Consider the following 24,955-nt stretch of genomic DNA (forward strand, 5'->3'; position numbering starts at 1 on the left):
AACCTTATCATGTGATGTGATGTTTATTGTGTCATCGTACTTTCTTGCGTTTGTTATTAGAATTGGTGAGCAGGACATTAGTCTTTGGATAACTAATGATCATATCCTGGTTGTAGGTATCACCTGTATGGTTTCAATTTTTGTCTGGATACGACTTGGACTGTACAGATCTGTCATCAGGTATATAGATGTTAAGGCATTATCAAATCTTACGCTGGGAAGCTTGGTATCCGCGGTAACTCTGCTAGTTAGCAGCTATGTTCTAAATGCGAATATGCCCCGTTCCATACCGTTCATTTACTTTACCTTAATATTAATTCTTACCGCTGGTTCACGCTTGTTTATTAGAGGGTTGATACATTCTCAGCACAATTCGGCGAGAGAAAAAGTGATTATATATGGTGCGGGGTCTTCAGGCCGACAGTTATGTTTGTCGTTGATTCATGGCAAAGAATACACTCCTGTTGCGTTCGTTGACTGTGATCAACATATACAAAATACAACAGTCGCAGATGTTAAAATTTATGGACCTGAAAAAATCGCGAAACTAGTTGAAGAGTACAATGTTCATAAAATTCTATTGGCAATCCCAAGTGCAACTGAACAACAAAAGAAGAATATCATCAAGTCTGTTGAGTCACTAAAAGTTAGAATATTGACTATACCGGGTAGCGCAGATTTAGTAAGTGGAAAAGTTAGTGTTACACATTTAAGAGATATAGGGATAAAAGATCTACTGGGAAGAGATGCTGTGCCTCCGGAAAACCGTTTATTAGAGAAGTGCATTCGCGAAAAATGCGTAATGGTGACGGGGGGCGGGGGCTCAATTGGCTCTGAGTTATGCAGGCAAATCATCAAACTTGAACCGAAAACACTTATTATTTTTGAAACCTCAGAATACAACTTGTATGCCATCGAAAGTGAGTTGGCAGAGTTAAACGTGGACGTTGAAGTTGTGCCAATACTCGGCTCAGTTTTGGATAAAAATCTCATTGAAGAAGCAATTACTGAGTTTTCTATTGAAACTATCTATCATGCTGCCGCATATAAACACGTGCCTTTGGTCGAAATGAATGTTGAGCAAGGCATTAAAAATAATATCACAGGCACCAAAATCGTAGCAGAACTTGCGGCTAAGTACAGTGTCAGCCATTTTGTACTTATTTCAACTGATAAAGCAGTTAGGCCCACAAATGTGATGGGGGCCACAAAAAGAACTGCAGAATTAATTGTGCAAGACTTTGCTTCTCAAGATACAAAAACTATCTTTTGCATGGTCAGATTTGGCAATGTGCTGGGATCTTCAGGATCGGTAGTTCCGAGATTTAAAAAACAGATTTCTGAGGGGGGCCCCGTTACTGTTACGCATCCAGAAATAACAAGATATTTTATGACTATTCCAGAAGCTGCAAGTTTAGTCATTCAAGCCGGTGCAATGGCAAAAGGTGGGGAAGTTTTTGTTTTAGATATGGGGCAACCAGTCAAAATCCGAGATCTTGCAGAAAATATGATTAATTTGATGGGGTTAAGGGTGCGTTCTGACACAAATCCTGGTGGAGATATAGAAATTCAGTACACGGGGTTGCGTCCTGGCGAAAAACTGTATGAGGAGTTATTAATTGGTAGTAATGTCGAAGGGACAAGTCATGCGCGTATCATGAAAGCTAAAGAGTTATGCTTGACTAAAAAAGAATTAGAAATTTTCCTGGATTCAATACAATCAAGTATACAGAATAAAGATATGGCGTCGCTTCGTGAAGTGTTGATGACAGGTAAACTGGGTTATAGTCCGGTATCTGAGATCAATGATGTTTTATATAAGAGAAAAGGACGTAATGAACTCCTGAAGAACAAAGACAAAAACGTTTGCACTCTTAAAAGTGAGCAAAGGGGTTAAGCGCTTTTTGTACTTCCGCTTGGCTTAGCAATTTGTGCCTGTATGAATTAAATATTGTTGAACAACAGAATTTAGCAAAGTGAAAGCTATAGAGACTAATAATAATATAAAGAGCTTTTGGTTTTATGCTTGTGCAACATTGACCAATTTTGTCTGTAGCTATGCAATATTGTATGTTTTGACTAATTATTTATCGAAAACACACTACGCTGACTACGGTCTATACAACTCTATTTTTTCTTTGTGTCTAATCGTATTCAATTTTGGCATAAAAGAATCTGTTTTCAAGTTAGCCAGCAAGCGAGAATTTAGTGAATTAAAAAATACTCTAAATTGGTTTGTTAATTGGCAATGTATTGTATTTACTGCAATTTTAATTCTCTGCTGGTGGGATTATACACTGGCAGTGGTTGCGATGACCTTTGTTGTTCTTTCCTGGTTATTCGTGGCTGCGGCCTACTTTAGGGGAATCTCTAACTATCTAAAAGACGCTTTCTGTTTACCTGTTCAGCGATTGCTTTGGCTGTTGAGTCTTGTTGCAATGCTTTTTCTTTTGCCATCAATTTCTTTTGTCCATATTTTTGTAGCAAGTTTTATCGCAACCTTGTTTACCTTATTGATGATGGTAAGAGGGGAGCGTTATATGTATCAATTTAAATCCAGGTTCAAACCACCAACGCTTGTATATAAATTCTTTCTTATAGAAGCTGCAATTCTGACTTATACCAGAGTCGATGTGCCATTATTAAAGGGGGTGGGTATCGAGAGTTACGCAATTGCAGAGTATTACATTTCTGTTCAAATCTTTGATGCAGCGGTTTTAGTTTTAACTCCAATTAGTTATTTCTTTTTTAATAGCATTGCTGAAAAACTCAAGTTACAAATGTCGGGGCAGTATTCTCTGATGATTAAGTATTCGGCTTGTTTATTAAGCTTGGTAATAATAGGGCAAATTTCGTGGCATTTTCTTGGAGATTTGTTTTTAGCCTGTTTTGCCAGTCAGTATCTGGAATCTGGAGAGAATATCTCGCTTTTTATTTGGGCGTTGTACCCTCTGGTTGTAAACCTTATTTTGTCTTCTTATCTTATTTTACGCGACGCTGAAACCTCTTATGGAATTGCCTGCTCTGTTGGATTGCTATGTTACCTTCTTGTAGCCTGGGTTTTGATTCCTGATTTTGGTACACGAGGAGCCATATATAGTCGCTTAATTGTTGAATCATTGTTGACAATCTTTCTGGCAGCATTAATTTTTATAAAAAGGGAGGATGCGTGTCAGTAGTAATTGTTTACGATCATTTTATTGCTCGAGGAGGTGCTGAAAATGTCTCTCTATCTCTTTGTAATGAACTTGGAGAGGCACATATTGAAAGTGCCTATGTTGACAATAAACTATTTGAAATGGAGTTAAAAAATGAGCAATTGAAACCAGGTAAGTTTCGTCCTGGTGAAGGGCCATTAAATTCTTTCAGGTTATTACTATTTTACTTATTAAATTATTGTTTGCCTAATACCCGGGCTGCAATGATATCTGGTTTGTTTGCTCCACTATGTTTACTGAGGCGGCAGAAGCCCGGACGGAAAATTGTATACTTCCATATGTTTCCGGTGTTTCTTGAATGGTCTTTTGCAGAGCTTCGCTCGCGGTACGGAGTTTTTTTAGCATTGTTAGCTTTGGGCTTTATAACGACTTATCGTATTTTACTCTGTAAGTCAGTGGAGCGAGCTGACATGGTTTTTAGCAATTCAAGACAAGCACAGCAGAAATTCCATCAAGCGGGTATTCGTACATCTTTACTTTATCCACCAGTTAAGACTGGAAACATTGCTGAAATCCACCGCGACGGGTTTTTTCTATCTACTGCCAGACTTGAAGAAACCAAAAGGGTACGATTGATTGCAGACACATTTGTATCTTTACCTGATAAGGAGGTGGTATTTGTCGGGGGAGGGTCATTGTTGGATGAATTTAAACGTATATACGCTGCGTATAAGAACATTCGATTTGTCGGGTGGGTACCCTTAGAAGATGTACAACAATTTTATGCAAAGGCTCAATGTTTAATTTATGTACCTGAAAATGAAGCGTTTGGTATTGCTCCAATTGAAGCCCTGGCATCGGGAATTCCAGTAATTGGTGTAGCAGAAGCAGGACTATTGGAAACGATTGTTGATGATCGACTTGGTACTTTGATTCCTTTACCGTTAACTAGGCATAAGTTGGCGCAAGTCATATGCCGGTACCACAACAAGGTAGGTAACCTTGAAGAAATCCGGTACAGAAGAAAATATGCATTACAGTTTGATGAGACCGTGTTTTACAGCGAAATAACAGCTGCATTAGGAGACGTTTATGAAAAAGCTCCTGATGTATGACTATTTACAGGCAAGAGGGGGAGCTGAAGCCCTGTCTTTGGAGTTATGTAACAATATAACAGAGACGGATTTGTTAGTCAGTTATATTGATTTACACAACTTTCCTGACGTAACTATCGCTAATGGGGAAATTAAGTCGTTGGGTCTCCCCGCTCGACACCCTGTTTTGCAGGCAATTTGGGGCATTAGAGCGTTTTCAAACCTAAAACATGATATTAATCAGTATCACAAAGTTATGTTCAGTGGTAGTTATGCTCCTCTGGCAGTAGCTAACAGAAATATTGGCCAAAATTTCATGTATTGTCACACGCCTCCGAGATTCGTTTACGACCTGAAGCAGCATTACCTGGCAGAAATTCCAGTTTGGCAACAACCCGCTTTTAATGCGTTAGTAAATTGGTTTCAACCGAAATTCGAGTTAGCAATAGAGCGTATGGATGTAATAATTGCGAACTCAGAAAATGTGAGAGGTAGACTCCAGCGATTTTTACAAAAGGACGCTGTGGTTGTGTATCCACCTATTAAAACATCCGAATTTCAGTGGCAGGAAGACGGAGATTACTATCTTTCAACAGCGAGATTGGAGCCATATAAAAGGGTTGACCTAATTGTCAAAGCGTTTATGCAAATGCCTGATAAAAAACTGGTTGTGGCATCCGGCGGTAGTCAATTGCGTGAGTTGCAAAATATGGCCAAAGAAAGTCGTAATATTTCATTTACAGGCTGGACAAGCGCAGAAAAGTTAAAGGCTTTGATCGGTAGGTCTTTGGCGACAATATACATTCCAATGGATGAAGATTTTGGCATGTCGCCCGTTGAATCAATGGCTGCTGGCAAACCAGTGTTTGGCGTCGCTGAAGGAGGTGTTAAGGAAACTGTTCTTGAAGGCTATAATGGCTTTTTGTTACCGAAGAACCCCACTATTCAGGATCTCAAAACACAGTTGAATAACATTGATGTGTCGGTATTGCGTAAGATGAAAAAAGACTGTATTGAATTTGCTAAAAGGTTTGATTCACAAGTGTTTATTAACAAAATGAAGGGATACTTTAATTAACATGCTTATTGGTCTCCATTATCTTCAGTTTTCAATCGCTAATCTTCGGTATTTCAGTATAATTCTGTGCCTGGGAATATAGAGGTGTACTGTGGATTTTAGACTGGCAATTGTAATCCCGGCTAAAAATGAAGCAAACAGTATTCAAGCTGTTATTGATGGTATTAGAACTTTAAGTATCAAGCCTCATATTATAGTTGTAAATGATGCGAGCACTGACTGTACAGCAGAAATTGTAAGGAATTCTGGTGTAATTTGCCTTAACCATATGGAAAGCCTTGGGGCCTGGCAAGCTACGCAGACAGGCCTTATTTATGCACAGACGCAAGGCTATACCGCTGTTGTTACGATGGATGCTGATGGTCAACATCTTAGCTCTGAGATTGAAAAGTTAGTTGCGGTCGTTAGCGACTTCGAGGCACCAGACGTGGTAATAGGGGCGTGCCAGGGAAGAGCAAGTTTTGCAAAAAAAGTAGTGTGGAATATTTTTCGTAAAATCTCTGGAATAAAGATTGGCGATATCACGTCTGGATTTAGATTGTACAATCGAAGTGCATTGGCACTTTTGATATCTCAACGGGCAAGTTTGCTGGAATATCAGGATGTTGGCGTTCTACTGTTGTTAAAAGCATCAGGGCTAAAGGTTATTGAAGTACAGGTGTCAATGGATAAAAGATATGACGGTAATTCCAGAATTTTTTCTTCTTGGTTTAAAATTCTTTATTATCTGGTCAGTACGCTATTAATAAGCTTCTCGAAAATATTTCATAAGAAATAGTAAGCAGATAACCTGGACCAATTACATGACTTTTTTTAATCCTCAAATCGTCTCTGCCGTTCTGGCATTGAGTATCGCAATGTCTATCTTTTGGCTGATTCGAAGAGATTATTTAATTCAGCGCGATGGTATTAAATGGATTGTGATTGCTCTGGGCGTTTTGCTGTATGGAATAAATCCCGCCCTCAACGATTCTATTGGTAATGCTCTGGGTATAGGTTACCCGCCGATCATCGTTGTGTTGATTGCACTTGCAGTCACATTGATAAAGCTATTGATTGCAGACATAGAAAGGGCAAAATTACAAATGTCAGTCACTCGTCTTATTCAAAAAGTCGCAATACTAGAATCAAGATTGGAAGAAAGTTTGGCAAGTTCACAGGAAAAGCAATAAATGGAAAACTCGCAATTGGATTATAGCTTACACAGTCTGCTTAAGTTTCTTTTAGCTAAAAAGTTGCTTATTGTTTTAATTCCTTTTGGTGTGGTGTTGCTGACAGCATTATGGACATTAACCATATCTAACACTTACCTAAGCGAAACTACACTCTCTCCAACAGAGGAAGCCAGTGGCGGTGGATTGAGTAACTTATCTGGGCAGTTGGGTGGTTTAGCGTCTTTAGCCGGTATTTCTCTGGGTGGCGAATCTACTGATCAGGTCACGGTAGCCCTGGAGATTATTAAGTCTCGACAGTTTATTGCCAACTTTGTCTCAAAATACAATATTAAAAAGGATTTGATGGCGTCGTCTGAATATGATGCTGACAATAACCTGTTGGTGATAGATCCCGATCTCTACGATGAGCAATCGCAAACATGGACTCGCCCGTCTATCAATGGTCGCCCGCCAGAGCCGACTAATCTTGAAGTATATGAGAACTTTTTACAGAGACTGACTGTTGAGCGTGATCCCAATACCGGACTCATAAAGCTGGCGCTGGAGTTTTATTCTCCTCACCTGGCACAGGAATGGTTAACGTTGCTGGTCAATCAGTTAAACAGTGACATGCGCCGCAGAGAGATTCAATCTGCCAAGGAAAACATTGAATACCTGGAAGCCAAAGTGCAGCAAATTGGTGATATCGAAATGAAAACGGTGTTTTATCAGCTCATTCAGGAACAAACCAAGCAGTTAATGTTGGCGGAAGTCAGAACTGATTTTGTGTTTACCATCATCGATCCCCCTTATACGCCTGAACTGAAACATGCTCCGCGTCGTGCTTTGATTTGTATCGCGGCGGCCTTTCTGAGTGGTTTTTTGGTCATCGCCTGGTTTACCCTGATATTCCTTATAACTCCTCGTCGATAAATTGCCTGCTTTCGGGTTTGTATGAATCGGCTTAATCAATTTTTCTCGTCTGGATATGATGTTCAGGCGAGATATGTCTCTGGTCAAAACAGCGAGTCTGAGCGACGGCATTTGTTTGAGAATGTCTTGCTGTTTTTACTGGGTATCTACCTGTTTATTGATACCGTCAATGGTTTATTTGTCAAAACCCTGGGCTTACCTAACTTACTTTCTGCCGGCTACAAGCAGTTTCTGTTTGGCCTGATGCTATTGTTTGCATTCCAGTTTGAACCGCGTCGTTTTTTTTGGTGCCTGGTCTGTACCGCTTTGATCTTCTGTTGGGCTATATTGCGCTTTTTTCTGGTGGACAATGTCTGGTTTTTTCTGGCATTCCAGGAGGCCATAAAAGTAATTTATTTGTTTGTTATGGTATTGGTGATCAGCTCCTTCAGACACCTTTCCCTAAATAAACTCAATCTTATTCTGGTATTTAGTATCGGCATTATTTTGTTGAATGTGTTGTTTGCGTTGGTGGGAATTGGACAATCTACCTATCAAAGCTTTGGGGCTAAGGGATTCTTTTATTCAGGAAACGCGGTATCAGGGGTTATTGTCATTTGCGCTGCGTGGTTGTTGACCACAGCGTTTAAACGATCGTTACTGCAATTTGTTTTGTTAATTCTGTTTTTGTCGGCACTTGCCTTATTGATTGGTACTAAAAGTGGTTTTTTAGGGGTGATAGTGTGTGCCTGCCTGATCATTTTATTTAATCTGGATGCCAGGGCATTGGCGTATGGATTTCTGCTGCTGTCAATTGTGATTGCCGGTATTGTCATTTTGGGCGAGCAACTTCAGGAGCAGCCATTGTTTCAACGGGTGCTGTTTTTTTATGAAAACGGTGGTATTACGCGGGTGATGTTTTCTGGACGTGATCAAAAGTTAATGGAAATTTGGCCTTTGTTTGTGTCTGCGGATATTTGGCAATGGTTATTGGGGCTGGATATGCAGGCGATGCAACGCGCTGGGATATGGCGTGTTGAATTCGACTGGATGGATATGCAAATCAACTTCGGGATCTTGTTATCCCTGACCGTATATAGCGGTTATTTAATATTGTTTACCCGAATGCTGACTCAGCCTAAAAATGCTGTGGTGGTCGCTGCCCTTATTGCCTTTATTGTATTGATCCTGGTATCGGCCATTGCGGGGCATGTGTTGTACAACGGTATGGTGACCCCGCTTTGGGCAATGTTAACTGCGGCCGCCTTTAACCCGGGGCTTAACCGGCAAATGTCTCAAAAAATACAAAACTAAGCCCGGCAGCCAGGGCACCGGTGAAAACACCCGCCAGAATTTCAATGCGGCTATGTCCCATCCGTTCTCTGACTTTCGGTATAGCATCTTGCTCGTTGAGTAGTTGATTAATGGCTTGCGCCTGTTTACCCACCTGTTGTCGCAAACTGTTTGCATCTAGCATGACGATGAACGCCAGCGCTACTGCAACTACCAGCGCCGGGGATTGCAGCCCTTCTTTAAACCAAATAATAAAGACCGCACTACTGACAATCGATGAGTGATTGCTGGGCAGTCCACCATAACCAATCAGGTCAAACGCCAGGCGTTTTGCTTTAATGGTATTGATGGCAAATTTGAGACATCCGGCACACAGCCAGGCAAAAAAAGGCGTAATCAGATAACTTAGATCAATCATGCGCTCGCTCCCATCAGTGCATATGCACAAGCAATAACCCAGGCAATGATCGTCAACTGAATTTGAGTATCTTTAAACAGGGCGTCTGTGGGGGATTCACCTTCTTCGTTTAACTCCACCACATACCAGTACCGGAACAAACCAAACAAAACAAAAGGGATGGTGAACACCATGTCTGGTTGATCTGAAATCACGTAAAGACTATAAAACAACAACGCGCAGGTGGCGGACATTTCAGCATATTTATCAATTAATTGGGTATTGTAAAAGCGCAGCACTGAGCGCGCCTTCTCACCGCTTTTAGCCAGCTCCTGGCGTCGCTTAATGGCAGCAAGATAAAGGGCCAGTGACAGCGTGGTAATAAACATCCAGGAAGATAAGGGGACAGCAAGGGCCACTGCGCCAGCGTAGACTCTTAATACAAAGCCGATGGCGATGGTGAATATATCCAGCACAGGTTGGTATTTGAGATAAAAGGTATAGGCCATATTGAGCAGTAAATAAGCAACAATTACCGTGACTACGGCTGGTTGCCAAAAGTAAGCAAGGGCGACGGACCCATAAAGTAAGGCCATCAATACCTTTGCCTGGCCTGGACTGACAGCTCCAGATGCTAAAGGGCGAGTTTTAGACTTAGTGGGATGTTTCCTGTCGCTTTCAATATCATTGTAGTCGTTTAACACGTAAGTGGCCGATGAGCCTAAGCAAAACAAAAGCATCGCGATTGCAGCTTGTAAAATCGCATCAGTTTGGGTAAAAAGGCCGGAAAAAATTAATGGTGCGATGACAAACGAGTTTTTAATCCACTGTTTGGGACGCATTAATTTCAGCATGGCTAATACTGAGACTTTGTTTTGCATGTTTGTTACTATCACTCTTTTTGTGTTGAAAAATAACTGATGAAAATTGCCGCACTTTATATCATTTTTGCCGTGATCGCGACGGCTGCCAACCTTATCAGCCAGGAGGCAGTGAGCCAAGCCTACGGTGGCAGTTATTCGCTATATTTCAGCATTTTTTGCGGAACACTTATCGGTTTGGTAGTGAAATACTGTCTGGATAAAAAATACATTTTTCAGTTTCAGGCGCAAAACAAATCCAAAGATGCACAAGCTTTCCTGTTATACAGTGGCATGGGGGTTATCACCACATTGATATTCTGGGGAACCGAAATCCTGTTTGACATGATGTACGGCACCAAATTTATGCGCTACCTGGGAGCGGTATTAGGGCTATCCATCGGTTATGTCGTTAAATATCACCTGGATAAAAAATATGTTTTTGTCCAGCCGGCCATGGCAAAGGTTTGATCAAACATGGCGACTATTAGTCAAATTTCAGGGTGGGGTAATTATCCGGAGATAGCCGCTGAAATTCACACACCGGCCAGGCAATCACTTCAGCAAGGAATCGCACTGCCTTCGGGGCATGGTTTTATTCCGAGGGGAGCAGCCCGCAGCTATGGTGATAGTGCTTTGGCCCATCGCGTACTGAGCAGTCGCTGTTTAAACCGATTTATCAGCTTTGATAATGATTCGGGACTGCTCACCTGTGATGCCGGGGTTACGCTGGATGAAATACTCACCACTTTCGTACCCAAAGGCTGGTTTTTGCCAGTCACCCCGGGAACAAAATTTATCACTGTCGGTGGCGCTGTCGCCAGTGACGTGCATGGTAAAAACCACCACCTGGACGGCTGTTTTTCGGAATTTGTTACAGAAATCATCGTGCAAATTGGGGATCAGGTTTATCAGTGTAGTCGTCAGCAGCACGCCGATCTATTTCATGCTACCTGTGGTGGCATGGGGCTTACTGGCCTGATTACTCAGGTGAGTTTTTCTCTAAAGCCCATTAAAAGTGCCTATATCCGCCAAAAGAGCATCAAAACCTCCTGTCTTGCTGAGTCGCTCCGGGTCTTTGACGAATACGTCGAAAGTCAGTATTCGGTTGCCTGGATAGATTGCCTGGCAACGGGGGAAGCGTTAGGGCGCTCAATTATCTCGGTGGGTGAGCATGCAGACCAGGGGGCACTTGAGCCACATCAGGCTCCCAAATTGAGTATACCTTGCCACTTTCCGGACTTTGTCTTAAACCCCTTCAGTGTGCAGGCATTTAATTTTTTGTATTACGGTAAAGAGAAAGCCAGCCCGGAAGAACAGCTGTTGCATTACAATCCGTATTTTTACCCCCTGGACGGCATCGCAAACTGGAATCGAATGTATGGCAGAGGCGGGTTTACCCAATATCAGTTTGCCTTACCTAAAACCGCAGGCCTTGAGGGGTTGAGTGCCATTTTAGATAGGATTGCAAAATCAAAACAAGGCTCTTTTTTGGCAGTGTTAAAGGCGTTTGGAAAGCATAATAATAATCCTCTGTCATTTCCTGTCGAGGGGTACACGTTGGCCCTGGATTTTAAAATTAACGCCAGAATCTGGTCGTTACTGAACCAACTGGACGAGGTGGTTTTACACTATGGTGGGCGTCTTTATTTGACCAAAGACGCGAGAATGACAGAGCGCTTTTTCAAAGCCACTTACCCCCGCTGGCAAGAGTTCAATGCCATTCGGGATAAATATGGAGCAACGCAATTATATTCGTCGTTGCAATCACAACGACTAGGGATATCCAGATGAAAAATATACTGATTTTTGGTGCCACGTCCGCTATCGCTGAAGCATTGGCGAAGCAGTATGCCAATGACGGACATCAGTTAACGCTGTTTGCCCGCAACGAAGACAAATTGGCGTTGATTGAACAGGACTTACGCGTACGGGGAGCTTCCGGGGTCGCCTGTGTTTCCTTTGATGCCGGCGCGGATGATTGTATCGCAAAGTTACAGCGGCAATTGGCGGATATCGCCGATCCTATTGATATTTGTGTTATTGCCCATGGCAGTTTGCCGGATCAAGGTGAATGTCAGGAGGATGTGCAAAAAACCTTATCGGAGATTCAGGTCAATGGTACCAGTGCGATCGGTATTCTGACCCTGGTCGCCAATCGCATGGAGCAGCAAAAAAATGGTGCAATTGCTGTAATTACCAGTGTTGCCGGAATTCGCGGCCGTCAGTCAAACTATGTGTATGGCGCCGCCAAAGGGCTGGTATCGGTGTTTTTGCAAGGACTGGGGCAACGATTGGCGAAATCCGGCGTCCATGTTTTGGATATTAAACCCGGCTTTGTCGATACACCAATGACCGCTCATATTGAAAAAGGCGCACTTTGGGCTCAACCAGAAAAAGTCGCCGAGATTATTTACAAGCGGATCGCTAGAAAAAGCCATGAAAGTCACACGCCATTCTTTTGGTTTTTTATTATGACCATAATCCGGTTCATACCCACAGCCATTTTTAACAAATTAAAATTATGATTTATTCGCGCTATTTACTGTTAGCCATTCCCTTTTTGCTGGTTTTGCTGACGGGCTTAACTCATGGTTTTTTGCCGCCAGATAACATCAATTATTTGACCATGGCTGATACCCAGTTTGGCCAGATATGCCATGTGGGGGGGCAGCCATTCGGGTTGTTTCCATGCGCCTATCCACTGGCAATAAATGCGGTTCATTGGCTGACGGGACTGGATTTGTTTTATGCCAGTAAAATACTAAATCTGGCTTTGCTGGTAGCGACCTTTTATTGTTTTCATCAGGTGGTCAGGTCTGTTAATTTAGCACTGGTGTTGGCATTTAACCCCTTTACCATCCAGTCTGCTATTGAGTCCGGTGCTGAAATTGGCTTTTTGTTTGCTTTTGCCCTGTATTGCCTGATGGTACACCTCATCAAAGAAAAGGACGAAGTGAAAGTTCAGTACTTCCTGGGCGTCCTGATAGCCATTGTCATCGGTTGTTTTTCCCGATACATGTTTGCACCTTTTAGCGTTTTGTTATTTCTGTGTAGTTTTTTACTGCTGAAGCAAAAAAACTGGAAACTGCTACCGGCATTTGTTCTGGCGGCCGCGTTGTTTGTCCTGTATCGCTATTATTTGCGCGACTTTGATATGGAGCGTATTCCTGCCCCTGAATCTCAACTACTGATATTTTTTCAGTTTATCAAAAGTAGTATAAAAGCCGTTGCGTTTATGTTGCCACCCGTCTTAATTGGTTTGTGGTGCTGGAAAAAATCCGGGTATAAACTGGATTACCAACAGCGCTGGAGTTGGTTTTTTGGCGCGGTTGGCCTGGCCTATCTGGTTATGATTTTAACCTTGAGGTCAATGTTCCAGTTTGACTTTTTTGGCATCCGGTTCGTTGGTTTGGGCTATGGTCTAATCCTGGCTGCAGTACTGCTGATGTTGCAAAAAGAAGTGAATAAAGTGCGACTTCCGCTGGTTATTGTGGGCATTGTACTCATGTATCTTGCCGTTACTGAAGCATCAGTGTTCCGTCATCCAATGGTTACTGCCGAGGTAAAACAGGCGTTAAATAATACTATTCGCTTGAAAAAGCAGGACAATAAACCGAAAGATTACGCGTTGGTGGTAACTGATCGCCAGTGGATTCATCCGGAGGTGGCCGTTAAAGGCGTTTTTGATACGTGGCGTGATGGGCATGTGGTTTTTCTACCAGATCTGCCCTATCAGCGGCGCTACGAAATGGATGTGGTGCAGCAGCGTTTGTCAGACAAACCCTGTAAAATTTACTTTGATTTACAGCAGGATATTAACACGTATATCAATCAAAAATATCGCACTGGTTTGTCTGAGTATCAACTGCAATTCTCTGCCACTGCACGGGATTATTTAGTGCGCAAGTATACGGATAACGACAACAACTGCTTTTAGCATATTGTATGGCAATGAGTGTCACTGAGTCTGGCTTGAAGCGGACTCAGTGCAAACCACTCGTGATCTCTTGCCATTTATCAGGGACACTAAAGACTGACTTACTCGTCGAAGAATACGGCCCATTCCGTGTCTGCAAAAGCCGCTTTGAGTTCAGCGTAGTTTTCTATCAGGTTACTTAATGATTCCGGGTTTTGTTTTCGTAACTTCGTTTCAGGTGCCATCGCTTCAACCCCCAGAAAGTTAGTAACACGACGGAATTCCTGTTCCGGATTACTGATCATTTTTTCGTATTCTATTTGCAGCATTGGGTGGTTGGCAAAATCAACCAGGGCATTTGCCTCCCAGTTTTTGGTTTTGTTGAACCCCTCTTCCAGCTCTGCTTTGGTAAAGCTGATGGTTTTTACCTTTACCTTGTCTACTTCACTTTTCTTTGACGCTGTCCAGACATCGGATTGCATCGCGATTTTACGGGAGATATGCATACGCAGCATGTTAGTTCGCTGTAACTGAATAACATGGATACTGGGATCGGCTTTTAATATGTCCCAAATTTTACTCTGTTCTTTATTGTCCATCGGGTGATGGTAGAAAATTTTAAAGCCTGCTGCCTCTATTCCCTGAGGTTGCTTGTTGAACACCATTTTCAAAATTTGTTGTTCGGTCTTGTGGCGCTGATGGGCGAAAATTTCGCCTTCCATGTGGATAGCGGGATGCGAATTCAGGTAAGACAATAAGAGGTTCGATCCGGTTCTGGCCCTGCCTATGACAATGACTTTTTTGAATTGTGATTGACCATTTACTCTTTGCAGAATGCGGTGATGTAGCACGCGAGCGGCTTTTTTAGGCTGCTTAATGGCTTTTTTCAGTATTTCCGGCATCATTTTTTGTAAATCTATCCTGATGGAAGTGGTTGTTGATTGTGAGGAGCAATGTATTCCTCGCCGAGGGGGCCGGATTATGCCACTGAATTGCAATTTGGTACAGTATTTCGCAGCATTGTAAGTGACAGCCTGAGCGGATTAGCCTATAATTTCGCGCCTTTTGCACATGCATTTATTCGGTTATCCGGGCAGCCATCCGGTGGCGGTGCAAAAATGCTAAAATCGGCTTTGATACAGATAGAAGATGTTTAATTTAAGCGCTAAAAAATTAGCCACCAATACAGGGTGGTTATTGATGGAAAAAGTATTAAGGATATTTGCAGCGCTGTTTGTTGGTATCATGGTATCCAGATACCTCGGGCCAGTAAAGTTCGGTCAGCTATCTTACACCATTTCTCTGGTTACTATCCTGGCGATGCTCTGCCACCTGGGGCTGGAAGGATTGACGGTCAGGCATTTTGTCAAATTTCCGGAATCCACACAGGAAACCTTCAGTACTGCAATTTTGCTCAAATTATTCGGAGCGATTTTCGCTTACTCTGTTTTACTGGTTTTTGTGTTTTTAACCGAGCAGGTTAACAGTCCGTCCTTTTGGCTGCTCATCGTCGCCGGCTTGTATATTTTTGCTGAGCCCATTCTGGTGAGTTGTTTCTGGTTTGAATCCCAGGTTCAGGGTAAGTACACCGCAATAGCAAAAACCATCGGTCTGCTCACTGTAGCCATTATTAAACTGGGTTTAATTGCAGCGGGTGCCAGTGTTGTTGTGTTTGGTGCGGCGTTTGCGTTGGAAGCTCTGTTAAGCGCTGTGGCCTTAGTCATTTTGATAATTAAGCGCTCATCCTTGTCCTATTCGGCGAAATTTTATAATGCCGGGTTAGCTAAAACCTTGATGTCACAAGGCTGGATGGTAATGTTTGGCGCTATTTTTGCCGCCATTTATCGCAAAATAGACCAAACCATGTTGATGTGGATGGATTCCGCTGCGGAAGTCGGTATTTATGCCGTTGGGGCTCAGATATCTGAAATTTGGGGATTTATTCCTGTGGCTATCGTGGCCAGTTTGTTTCCGTCCTTGATTAAAATGAAGGATCGCGACGAAAAGTGCTATCAGCAGAGATTACAGCAGATTTTTGATTTCCTGGCCTTGTTATCTATGGGACTGGCTATCGTGCTCAGTGTTATTGCTGAGCCACTGATATTACTTTTGTTTGGTGAGCAATATGCAGGGGCAGGTTATGTGTTGCAAATTCATATCTGGAGCTGTGTGTTCGTGTTTTACCGGGCACTGTTTAGCAAGTGGATCCACATAGAACAGGTACTGATGTTTTCGCTCATTACCCAGGGCATTGGGGCACTGGCGAATGTGGCTTTGAATCTTTGGTTAATTCCCTTATACGGCGCTTTGGGCGCAGCGTGGGCGACTTTGTTGTCTTATGGTAGTGCGTCATTTTTGTGCTTAGTGGTACACAATAAAACCCGAGTTGTATTTTGGATGATGCTGAAAGCATTTTTTGTCTGGCCGAGACTGCCTTGGGTGGCCAGAGGATTTTATCAGTTAATAAGAGCGGAGAAGTAAGGTGTCTGAAGCGAATAAGCAACAGGATGTTGTCAGCAAAGTTACCCAGGGGGGTTATTGTATAGGGTGTGGTGCGTGCGCGCATTTGTCCACCGCTGTATCGATGCAGGCGAATCGCTACGGGCAACTTATCCCGGTGGTAACCGAAGACGGTTTGTCAAATAACGAGAACGATACGATAGCTAAGGTTTGCCCCTCAGGGCCGGCAGGATTAAATGAAGATCAGATTGCTGAACTACATTTTGGCACATTACCCAGGAATTCCCGTATCGGCCACTTCGACAAAGTGTTTGCCGGTAAAGTAACTACGGGTGAGTTCTATCAAAAAGCCAGTTCGGGTGGTATTGGAAAGTGGTTATTAACCCGATTGCTGGAATTGGGTGACGTGGATTATGTTATTCAGGTCACCGAAGAGCAGCGACCCAATGAACGCGGACTGAGTTATTTTTACAAAGTGTTTAGCAAGGCTGAAGAAATTAAAACCGGTTCAAAATCAGCATATTATCCTATTGAATTGAGCGAAGTGCTGGACTTTGTCAGACAAAACCCGGGGCGCTACGCCATTACCGGTATTCCCTGTTTTATTAAGACTATCAGGCGATTGTGTGAGCAAGATTCTGAGCTAAAACAGCGTATAAAGTTTACACTTGGCGTGGTCTGTGGGCATTTAAAAACCAAGGCCTTTGCCGAATTGATCGGATGGCAATTAGGCGTTAAACCTGCTGAATTGGCCACGGTGGATTTTCGTGAAAAACTTCCAGGTAAAAAGGCTAATCAAAAAGGAGTCAGGGCTACCCGACTTGATGGCAGTCAGTCAGACAGCGAGATAGTGCAAAACTTGTTTGGTACCAATTATGGGCATGGCTTGTTTAAATACAACGCATGTGATTTTTGTGATGATGTTCTGGCAGAAACCGCCGATGTTGCTGTGGGAGATGCCTGGTTACCTCAGTATATGCATGGCGGAACCAGTTTGGTTGTTACCCGAAATAAACGTATTACTGAAATTTTAGCGCAATATCGCGATATTGAAGTGCAATTAGATGAACTCACTGATACCGATGCGGCCAACTCTCAGGCAGCTGGATTGAGACATCGAAGAGAATATTTGAGTTACCGGTTGTTACTAAAACAGCAGGCTGGTCTTTGGGCACCACTTAAGCGGGTACTACCTGCAGATGCGCACCTGACCCGGAATCAAAAGCGCATTGTGGTATTGCGCAGTCAGATTTCAGATAAAAGCCATGAACTATTTGCCAAAGCGAAAGAGCTAAATGACCTGTCTTACCTGAAAAAGCACCTGTTACCCCTGATGGAAGAAATGCATGATTTGCGACTCAGCGGCTGGAAGTTTTTATTAGTAAGAGTACTAAGAAGGTTTAGAGTGTATGAAGCGATCGCAAAAATAAAAAAATTTAGAGTTATGTACTAAATTGCATGTTTGACATTGTATCTTCTGTTATTTTGCCATTGAAATTTAAGTATAAGCGCAAAAAGTCCGCGGCGATGTAGTACATAAAATGTTATTTACAGAAAATTATCTTTTAAATGAAAACCTAATGCAGAATTCCAACTCTATCAGTTTCAATATCCCATTTGTTGGAAGCGAAGAAATACAGTTTTTAACGGACGCTATTCATCGCCGAAACTTGTCTGGTGGCGGTGAGTTTACAGAGTTAGCACAAGCGATATTGAAAGAGCAACTTGATGACTGTGGTGATGTATTGCTGACGACCTCCTGCACGCATGCACTAGAAGCTGCTGCCATACTATTAGATTTAGAGCCTGGCGATGAAGTTATAGTACCCTCGTATACTTTTTCCTCAACAGCTCTTGCATTTACAATGCACGGAGCAAGAATAGTTTTTATAGATAGCCGTCAAGATAATTGTAACTTAAATGAGAGTCTTCTTGAAAAACATGTAACTAAAAAAACAAGAGCTATCGTTGTGGTGCATTACGCTGGGGTTGCATGCGAAATGGACACTATTTTAAACATTGCAAAGAAGCACAATTTAGTCGTTATTGAAGACAATGCTCATGGATTGTATGGACGATATAAGGGCAAGCCACTTGGCTCAATTGGACACCTGGCTTGTCATAGTTTTCATGCAACAAAGAATATTACTTGTGGAGAAGGCGGTGCATTGGTTATTAACGATCCACAATATTTGAAAAGAGCTGAAATTGTATTGGAGAAAGGAACAAATCGAAAGCGGTTCATTCAGGGAGATGTCGATAAATATACTTGGGTAGATAAAGGTTCAAGTTATGTACTATCAGATTTATTGGCAGCAATGTTAGTTTCACAACTTAATAAAGCCAGAGAAATTCAGAATCTAAGGAAAGGGGTTTGGAATTTTTACTTCGAGAATCTTGCCGATTGGGCATACAAAAATGGGGTCAAGCTTCCATTTATTCCCGAAGGGGCAGCCCAAGCTTATCATATGTTTTATATGTTATTACCTGATACACACAACCAGACTGCCTTGATGAATCATATGCTAGAGAGAGAAATTCCAACTCATTCTCACTATCAGTCCCTTGATCGATCTGATATGGCTAAGAAATGCTCGGAGAGGCAAGATCATTGCCCTGTGTCGCATTTTATTAGTGAGCGACTTTTGCGCCTTCCGTTTCATGCACAGTTAAATCAATTACAATTAGACACAATTGTTGAAGCGATTCAAAGTTTTAAGGTGAAACATCGGTGAGTTTCAATTATGCGTTTTAACAGCTTAATTGAAAGCTTCGTTCATTAATGAAGGTAGATTAAATGATGGGATATACAGGATAGAATGTTGGGATCAGTGGTATTAATTGTCTATGGCGTGGGTGGTCACAAAGAAGAAGCAGAACGACTGATGGACAAGCTGCATCAAGCCAATGGCAAGCCGCTTAAACTGATTGCGTTGTGTGAAGAAGGCGTTAAGCCTTCTGCAAGTGTCCTGGAAACTTGGTATGTCCCTGAATTCAGGAAAAAAGACGTCAGGCCACTGTTAAGCTTGTTTGATATGCTTCGCTGCTCTGTTTGCGTTTTGCGTCAGTTGCTCAAATTAAGACGTCAATACCGTGTGAGCCTGGCGATCAGTACCGGACCTGGTTTGGCTATTCCTGCCTTTTTTTGGTGCAAGATAATTGGTATTAAAACCTTGTTTGTTGAGAGTTGGTGTCGTTTTTATCAACGCTCTTTTTCCGGTAATGTTTGTCGATTTATGGCTGACCGGTTTTACTATCAAAACAAGTCGATGCAGTCGCTGTATCCCAAGGGAAGATGGAGTGGTCGCCTGTGAAGATTCTGGTAACGGTAGGCACCACCCGCTTTGATTCACTGATTACCGCAGTAGAAACAAGCCAGTTTTTGCAATCACACGAGGTCACAGTGCAATGTGCAAACGGGCAAAAGAGCAAAAACTTTGATTGCACCGAATTTATTGAAGATATCGATGCTGCCTACCAGCAGGCGGATCTGATCATTACGCACGCCGGTGCTGGCAGCGTGTTTCGATTACTGGAAGCGGGGCAACGTATCCTGGTAGTACCAAATCTCGAACGCGAAGACGATCATCAAAAAGAGCTGGCGCAATTTGTAGACGATAGCCAGTATGGCCTTGTTTGTTATGACCTGGCCAGGTTAGATGAGACCCTGCACAGAGCTGCTACTTTCAGTGCCGAACCCTACAAAAAGACAGAATTCCATGCAGCACAAGAGATTGTTGAATGGATAAAAGAACTTGATTAATAAGGATTTAGAATATTTATGAATGTCGTGATTACCGGTGGAGAGCTGTTTAACAAAGGGGCTCAATCCATGACTTTCACAGTGGTTAACGAAATCAGACGACGCATGCCGGAGGCTCAGATCACATTGCTTTCCACACCGGATTTTGTGCGCAGTGAACAGGAAAAACAAACTTATAACTTTGATATTTTGCCATGGGATTTGCGTTTTAAGCTGAGACGTTATGGCATTTTTAAGCCGCTGATTAAAACCAAATACTATTCTACAGAATTAGAACAGCAGGCCTGGCAGCGGTTCAGTTCTGCGGATTTACTGATGGATATCAGTGGCTTTGGTTTATCTTCCGTCTTTGAAGCGCAGCGCATTGCGCAATATTTATTAGATTTGGCTTTGGCAAAACGCAAGAAGGTGCCGGTTGTATTAATGCCGCAATCTTTTGGCCCCTTTAATTTCAGTGGCGTTTCCAAAATCTTATTTAATCTGTTTGCGCCCACCCTGATTAAGTACCCTAAACGCATTTTTGCACGGGAAATGGATGGTATTAAACATCTGCAAAACCTGGCGCCGCTGCAGTCCGTTAGCAAATCCGTTGACTTAGTGTTGCAGTCAGAAGAGATAGACGCTGAGCGAGTCTTTAAGCAGCCACCTGTATTTGATTTTAAAGCGAATGACGCGTCTGTGGCGGTAGTGCCTAATCAAAAGGTAAAGTTGCATGGTTCGGCGAATAGTGTGGAGCAGATGTTTAGCGACTTAATTCAACGCTTGCTGGACAAGGGAAAGACTGTTTACTTGCTGCGGCATTCATTTGAAGATAAAACATTTATTGATACGTTGAAATCACGCTTTGCTGAAAATGACAAAGTGATTTCGCTGGTTGAGGATATGAATGCGCTGCAACTGGAACATATAATAGCGCAAATGCAGTATATTATCGCATCCAGATACCATGCGGTCGTGCATGCTTACCGTCAAAATATTCCTTGTTTAGTGTTAGGTTGGGCAGTGAAATATCAGGAACTAACTGCCCTGGTGAAACAGCAGGAATACTGTGTTGATTTAACGCAAGCTGTCGCCGGTGAGGTAGTGATGAGCAAACTGGAAAAGCTCAATGCGGCATTTACACAAGAAAATCAGGTATTAGCCGGGGAAATGAGCAAAGTCCGACAGCAATACAATGTTTTTGAAGAAGTGCTAAGTTCATGACAGAACATCCTCTGGTAACGGTCGTTATTCCTACCTACGGACGCAATGACGCCCTGCATAACACTATTGACTGCATTCGGTCGCAAACCTACCTAAACTGGGAAGTCATCGTTGTTGATGACAACCCCAGGGAGTCCGAACAACGCAATAAAAATCAGGCATTTTTTGCTGGTTTAGCCGAAGAACACCGTATCCGCTATGTCGCCCACGCAGATAATTTAGGCGCCTGTGCTGCCAGAAATACCGGCGTAGAAAATGCCAGCGGTGATATCATTGCCTTCTATGATGACGATGATGTCTGGTTTGCCAACAAGTTGGAACGGCAACTTGATTTCATGCGTGAACATGAGTTGGACTTTACGTTTTGTTGGATGAATGAACTTTATAACGGTTATCGAAAAGTTATCGAGTTCCGCGGTGAGCCTGATTTGTATAGCGCGTTATTGCGCAAAGGGGATGGTATTTGCACTTCGGCCATAATGGTAAAGAGAGCTGTTGCGCTGCAAAGTCCATTTGATGTGAGCTTGCAGAGTTTTCAGGATTTCGATTACTTACTGGCATTGGCAAAATCCTTCAAGGGGCAGGTTCAGACGGAAATTTTAATGGATTATCAAATCAGCCTGCAGGGAATTTCCAGAAATCCATCGAAAAAAGTGCAGGGTTTGCAGTTTATTATCGACAAATATGGTGCTGAATACGAGAGCATTAACTTTCCGGCGGGCCTCGCCGAACTGCATCAAAAACAAGCGGACTTCAAGTTATTACTGGATCACAGATGGGCTGCGTTGCGCGGCTATTTCAAAGCTATCAAAATTGCACCTGGAGCGTTGAAAAGCTGGATAAAGCTGATTGCCGCTGCAATAACAGGTAAATATGTGTTAACCCGGGTGATATCCAGAAAACAAGCATTACAATGGCAAAAAGCCAGTGAAAAAAGCGCTTCAAATTAAACTCATCAATACGCGAACATCAGGTTCACCATGAAAAAAAATACAAAACAACAAGTGGTCATTCTGTCCAATATGTACCCGAAATCCCATTCTCCCCAGTATGGTATTTTCGTTAAAAATTGCGTGACCGGATTGCGCAATGCCGGATTTGAGGTATTCCTGGGGGTGATCGCAGGTCAGGGACGAAATGTCTTTGAAAAAATCTGGAAATACCTTAAGTACATAGTACAAGGTACCTGGGTGGTATTGTCAAAGCCGCAAGCCACCGTTTACGTGCATTATGTCGCTCAGTCTGCCATTCCTTTTTTGTTAGCCAACCTGCTGGTGAAGCGTAAATTAATCGCGCATATTCACGGGGGAGATATTTTGCAGGAGTTTGAATCCAGGTTTTATTACCGGGTAAAAAACTGGCTGGCAAAAACCTTGTTGCTCAAAGCGGATCTGATTATTGTGCCTTCTAAGTATTTCGCAGAAGTTGCAATGCAGGTATTTCCGCTTGATGAAAGTAAAATATTTGTCAGTCCGTCTGGTGGGGTCAATTTGCAGATTTTTAATCCTGAAAGTAAGCAACAGCATCAATTCAAACATGACGGCGTGCTTAAAATTGGTTCTGTGGGACGGCTGGACCCGGGCAAAGGACTGGAAACGCTCCTGCAAGCCTGTCAGCAATTATCAGAACAAGGCATTCTGTATTCTTTGAATATTGTCGGTGAAGGTGAACTGGCGTCTAAGCTCAATGCAATGGTGACGGAGTTTGGAATTGAACAACGGGTTCGCTTTTCCGGCAACGTGCCACAAGTGCAGTTAAAATCGGTATATTCTGATTTAGATTTCTTTATTTTTCCGACAGAGCGAGATACAGAAAGCCTGGGCCTGGTGGGGCTTGAGGCACTGGCTTGTGGCACTCCTGTTATCGCTGCTGATATCGCAGGACCGAAGGGCTACATAGACGACAGCCACAATGGCTACTTGTTTACCTGCGGGAGTGTCAGCGATCTGGCAGAAAAAATTCAAAGGGCGGCAGGTAACAATAATGAACAATACGCCGAACTGAGTCACAATGCAGTGACATCTTCAAAAGCCTTTGATAGTGAGCAGGTAAACAAAAGTCTGACGCAAAAAATTGCGTCAATTTAGAAGATTTATTAAATACCCTTTTTAAATTAATGCCAGGTTGAAGCGTGAGATAACCTTTCTGACATATTCATCCGGTAAAATTGAGCGTTTTGAGGCGTAAAGCAGAATAGCCATATAGCGCCAGAAATGCTTCTAACGCAATGCGTAGTTACAGATTGGCAAAGTTAATGAATAAAGTAAATGTTTCGACGTTGCTGGGGACTGGGCAACCAGGGGATATCAGGAGAACTGCATGAAAGTCACCGTTTTTGGAATTGGATATGTTGGGTTGGTTCAGGCTGCGGTGCTGGCAGATTTAGGGAATACTGTCACGTGTGTTGATATCGACCAAAATAAGGTCGATGCGTTAAAGCAGGGGATAATCCCGATTTATGAGCCGGGCCTTGAATCTTTGGTGAAAGACAATTTTCGCGGGAAGAGATTGCTGTTTACTACTGATGCCAGTCAGGCTGTAGCCGGGGCTGAAGTCATTTTTATTGCTGTTGGAACACCCATGGACCAGGATGGCTCGGCAGATTTGCAATATGTCCTTAACGTGGCAGACACCATTGGACGCAATCTTACTGATTATTCGGTAATTGTTAATAAATCTACTGTACCGGTGGGAACCGGAGATAAAGTGGAAGAGGCCATCCGCACTCAATTGCAAACACGCAATGCCGATATTGCCTTTGATGTGGTATCCAACCCTGAATTTTTAAAAGAGGGAGCCGCGATCGCAGATTGTTCAAAACCCGATCGCATCATTTTGGGCTCTGATAGTGCAAGAGGCTTGGCTGTTATGCACAATCTTTATGCACCATTCAACCGAAATCACAAAAGAACCATTGTAATGGATCGTCGTAGTGCAGAGTTGACCAAATATGCTGCAAACTGCATGTTGGCCACTAAGATCAGTTTTATGAATGAAATGGCGAATATTGCTGAGCAGGTTGGGGCCGACATTGAAATGGTACGTAATGGCATCGGCTCGGATCCACGCATTGGTTACCACTTTATTTATCCTGGTTGTGGCTATGGCGGCTCCTGTTTTCCTAAGGATGTCAACGCATTAATCAAAACCTCATTGGACTACGGTCACACTCCAGCCATTCTGCAAAGTGTCGAATCGGTCAATGCCAGACAAAAGATAAAACTGGAAGAAATGGTATATCGCCATTACGGTGAAAACCTCACTGGCATGTCAATTGCTGTATGGGGAGGGACGTTTAAACCCAATACTGACGATATCAGAGAAGCGCCAAGCCTGGTGGCGATGAGCGCATTATTGGAAAAAGGAGCAAAGATTCATTTGTTTGATCCGATTGCCAATGAGGCTCTGAAGTCGAAGTTGGGTTCACCGGAAGGACTCTTCACGTTTGAGGACCCAATGGCAGCGTTACAAGGCACCGATGGCCTAATGATTTGTACTGAATGGAAAATGTTCAAAGCCCCTGACTTTAAACAAATTAAGGCAGGCTTAAATCATCCGGTGATATTTGATGGGCGTAACCTATACGACCCGGAATCTATGGCGGCACAGGGTATAGATTATTATGCCATCGGCAGAGGAAAATCAGTTAAAAGGTTCAGTTAAT

Annotated in this window: 25 protein-coding genes; 22 read left to right on the forward strand and 3 right to left on the reverse strand. The window is 42.8% G+C overall.

The window, feature by feature from the left end:
* Positions 1–127: 127 nt before the first annotated feature.
* From AC0J20_RS01415 to AC0J20_RS01450, 8 genes are all read left to right on the forward strand, one after another.
* Positions 128–1,897: a polysaccharide biosynthesis protein gene (locus AC0J20_RS01415; protein ID WP_473020396.1), complete on the forward strand. Its 1,770-nt coding sequence runs from the start codon at positions 128–130 to the stop codon at positions 1,895–1,897.
* A gap of 79 nt (positions 1,898–1,976) precedes the next feature.
* Positions 1,977–3,179, forward strand: coding sequence for a lipopolysaccharide biosynthesis protein (locus AC0J20_RS01420; protein ID WP_473020333.1), 1,203 nt, complete (start codon positions 1,977–1,979; stop codon positions 3,177–3,179).
* Positions 3,170–4,273: a glycosyltransferase gene (locus AC0J20_RS01425; protein WP_473020334.1), complete on the forward strand. Its 1,104-nt coding sequence runs from the start codon at positions 3,170–3,172 to the stop codon at positions 4,271–4,273. Before AC0J20_RS01420 ends, AC0J20_RS01425 begins: the two co-directional genes overlap by 10 nt.
* Entirely contained in the window at positions 4,251–5,330 is a 1,080-nt protein-coding gene (locus AC0J20_RS01430; RefSeq protein WP_473020335.1) for a glycosyltransferase, read from the forward strand. The genes AC0J20_RS01425 and AC0J20_RS01430 overlap by 23 nt, the downstream gene beginning before the upstream one ends.
* Positions 5,331–5,421: 91 nt before the next feature.
* Positions 5,422–6,108 carry a glycosyltransferase family 2 protein gene (locus AC0J20_RS01435; protein WP_473020336.1) on the forward strand — a complete coding sequence of 229 codons (687 nt, stop codon included), beginning with the start codon at positions 5,422–5,424 and terminating at the stop codon, positions 6,106–6,108.
* 25 nt (positions 6,109–6,133) lie between these two features.
* A complete protein-coding gene (locus AC0J20_RS01440; protein WP_229529343.1) occupies positions 6,134–6,502 on the forward strand; it encodes a DUF2304 domain-containing protein in 369 nt (122 codons plus the stop codon).
* Positions 6,503–7,417 carry a Wzz/FepE/Etk N-terminal domain-containing protein gene (locus AC0J20_RS01445; RefSeq protein ID WP_473020337.1) on the forward strand — a complete coding sequence of 305 codons (915 nt, stop codon included), beginning with the start codon at positions 6,503–6,505 and terminating at the stop codon, positions 7,415–7,417.
* 21 nt (positions 7,418–7,438) lie between these two features.
* On the forward strand, positions 7,439–8,710 hold the full coding sequence (locus tag AC0J20_RS01450; protein ID WP_473020338.1) for an O-antigen ligase family protein: 1,272 nt from the start codon (positions 7,439–7,441) through the stop codon (positions 8,708–8,710).
* Here the strand turns inward: AC0J20_RS01450 and AC0J20_RS01455 are convergent.
* Entirely contained in the window at positions 8,676–9,107 is a 432-nt protein-coding gene (locus tag AC0J20_RS01455; protein WP_473020339.1) for a divergent PAP2 family protein, read from the reverse strand. The genes AC0J20_RS01450 and AC0J20_RS01455 overlap by 35 nt on opposite strands.
* Entirely contained in the window at positions 9,104–9,967 is an 864-nt protein-coding gene (locus AC0J20_RS01460; RefSeq protein ID WP_473020340.1) for a decaprenyl-phosphate phosphoribosyltransferase, read from the reverse strand. Before AC0J20_RS01460 ends, AC0J20_RS01455 begins: the two co-directional genes overlap by 4 nt.
* Positions 9,968–10,006: 39 nt before the next feature.
* On the opposite strand from AC0J20_RS01460, the gene AC0J20_RS01465 reads away from it, so the two are divergent.
* Genes AC0J20_RS01465 through AC0J20_RS01480 form a run of 4 tightly spaced genes read left to right on the forward strand, consistent with a single transcriptional unit; the run spans position 10,007 to position 13,886 of the window.
* The gene (locus AC0J20_RS01465) at positions 10,007–10,417 is read left to right on the forward strand and encodes a GtrA family protein (protein ID WP_473020341.1); all 411 of its coding nucleotides are present in this window, start codon (positions 10,007–10,009) and stop codon (positions 10,415–10,417) included.
* Positions 10,418–10,423: 6 nt separating this feature from the next.
* Positions 10,424–11,740 (forward strand): FAD-binding protein, encoded by a 1,317-nt coding sequence (locus tag AC0J20_RS01470; protein ID WP_473020343.1) that lies wholly within the window; start codon positions 10,424–10,426, stop codon positions 11,738–11,740.
* Complete coding sequence (locus AC0J20_RS01475) at positions 11,737–12,474, forward strand: SDR family oxidoreductase (RefSeq protein ID WP_473020344.1); 738 nt, start codon at positions 11,737–11,739, stop codon at positions 12,472–12,474. The genes AC0J20_RS01470 and AC0J20_RS01475 overlap by 4 nt, the downstream gene beginning before the upstream one ends.
* Positions 12,471–13,886: a hypothetical protein gene (locus AC0J20_RS01480; protein ID WP_229529335.1), complete on the forward strand. Its 1,416-nt coding sequence runs from the start codon at positions 12,471–12,473 to the stop codon at positions 13,884–13,886. Before AC0J20_RS01475 ends, AC0J20_RS01480 begins: the two co-directional genes overlap by 4 nt.
* 101 nt (positions 13,887–13,987) lie before the next feature.
* On the opposite strand, the gene AC0J20_RS01485 is transcribed toward AC0J20_RS01480, so the two are convergent.
* A complete protein-coding gene (locus tag AC0J20_RS01485) occupies positions 13,988–14,770 on the reverse strand; it encodes a sulfotransferase domain-containing protein (protein ID WP_473020345.1) in 783 nt (260 codons plus the stop codon).
* 48 nt (positions 14,771–14,818) lie between these two features.
* Here AC0J20_RS01485 and AC0J20_RS01490 point away from each other — a divergent pair, with 48 nt between their 5' ends.
* The 10 genes from AC0J20_RS01490 (at position 14,819) to AC0J20_RS01535 (ending at position 24,954) form a co-directional block, all read left to right on the forward strand.
* Entirely contained in the window at positions 14,819–15,022 is a 204-nt protein-coding gene (locus AC0J20_RS01490; RefSeq protein ID WP_473020346.1) for a hypothetical protein, read from the forward strand.
* Positions 15,015–16,346: a flippase gene (locus AC0J20_RS01495; RefSeq protein WP_473020347.1), complete on the forward strand. Its 1,332-nt coding sequence runs from the start codon at positions 15,015–15,017 to the stop codon at positions 16,344–16,346. The genes AC0J20_RS01490 and AC0J20_RS01495 overlap by 8 nt, the downstream gene beginning before the upstream one ends.
* A gap of 1 nt (position 16,347) precedes the next feature.
* On the forward strand, positions 16,348–17,778 hold the full coding sequence (locus tag AC0J20_RS01500) for a Coenzyme F420 hydrogenase/dehydrogenase, beta subunit C-terminal domain (RefSeq protein ID WP_473020348.1): 1,431 nt from the start codon (positions 16,348–16,350) through the stop codon (positions 17,776–17,778).
* 88 nt (positions 17,779–17,866) lie between these two features.
* Complete coding sequence (gene rffA / locus AC0J20_RS01505; protein WP_473020349.1) at positions 17,867–19,060, forward strand: dTDP-4-amino-4,6-dideoxygalactose transaminase; 1,194 nt, start codon at positions 17,867–17,869, stop codon at positions 19,058–19,060.
* 84 nt (positions 19,061–19,144) lie between these two features.
* On the forward strand, positions 19,145–19,639 hold the full coding sequence (gene pssD / locus AC0J20_RS01510) for a PssD/Cps14F family polysaccharide biosynthesis glycosyltransferase (protein WP_473020350.1): 495 nt from the start codon (positions 19,145–19,147) through the stop codon (positions 19,637–19,639).
* A complete protein-coding gene (pssE, locus tag AC0J20_RS01515; RefSeq protein WP_473020351.1) occupies positions 19,636–20,088 on the forward strand; it encodes a PssE/Cps14G family polysaccharide biosynthesis glycosyltransferase in 453 nt (150 codons plus the stop codon). Before pssD ends, pssE begins: the two co-directional genes overlap by 4 nt.
* Positions 20,089–20,106: 18 nt before the next feature.
* Positions 20,107–21,291: a polysaccharide pyruvyl transferase family protein gene (locus AC0J20_RS01520; RefSeq protein ID WP_473020352.1), complete on the forward strand. Its 1,185-nt coding sequence runs from the start codon at positions 20,107–20,109 to the stop codon at positions 21,289–21,291.
* Positions 21,288–22,241, forward strand: coding sequence for a glycosyltransferase family 2 protein (locus tag AC0J20_RS01525; protein WP_473020353.1), 954 nt, complete (start codon positions 21,288–21,290; stop codon positions 22,239–22,241). The genes AC0J20_RS01520 and AC0J20_RS01525 overlap by 4 nt, the downstream gene beginning before the upstream one ends.
* A gap of 30 nt (positions 22,242–22,271) precedes the next feature.
* Positions 22,272–23,378, forward strand: a complete 1,107-nt coding sequence (locus AC0J20_RS01530; RefSeq protein WP_473020354.1) for a glycosyltransferase family 4 protein — start codon at positions 22,272–22,274, stop codon at positions 23,376–23,378.
* A 232-nt stretch (positions 23,379–23,610) separates the two neighbouring features.
* Positions 23,611–24,954: a UDP-glucose dehydrogenase family protein gene (locus AC0J20_RS01535; protein WP_473020355.1), complete on the forward strand. Its 1,344-nt coding sequence runs from the start codon at positions 23,611–23,613 to the stop codon at positions 24,952–24,954.
* Position 24,955: the final 1 nt, after the last annotated feature.

This window comes from Planctobacterium sp. R6 (genome assembly GCF_055755215.1).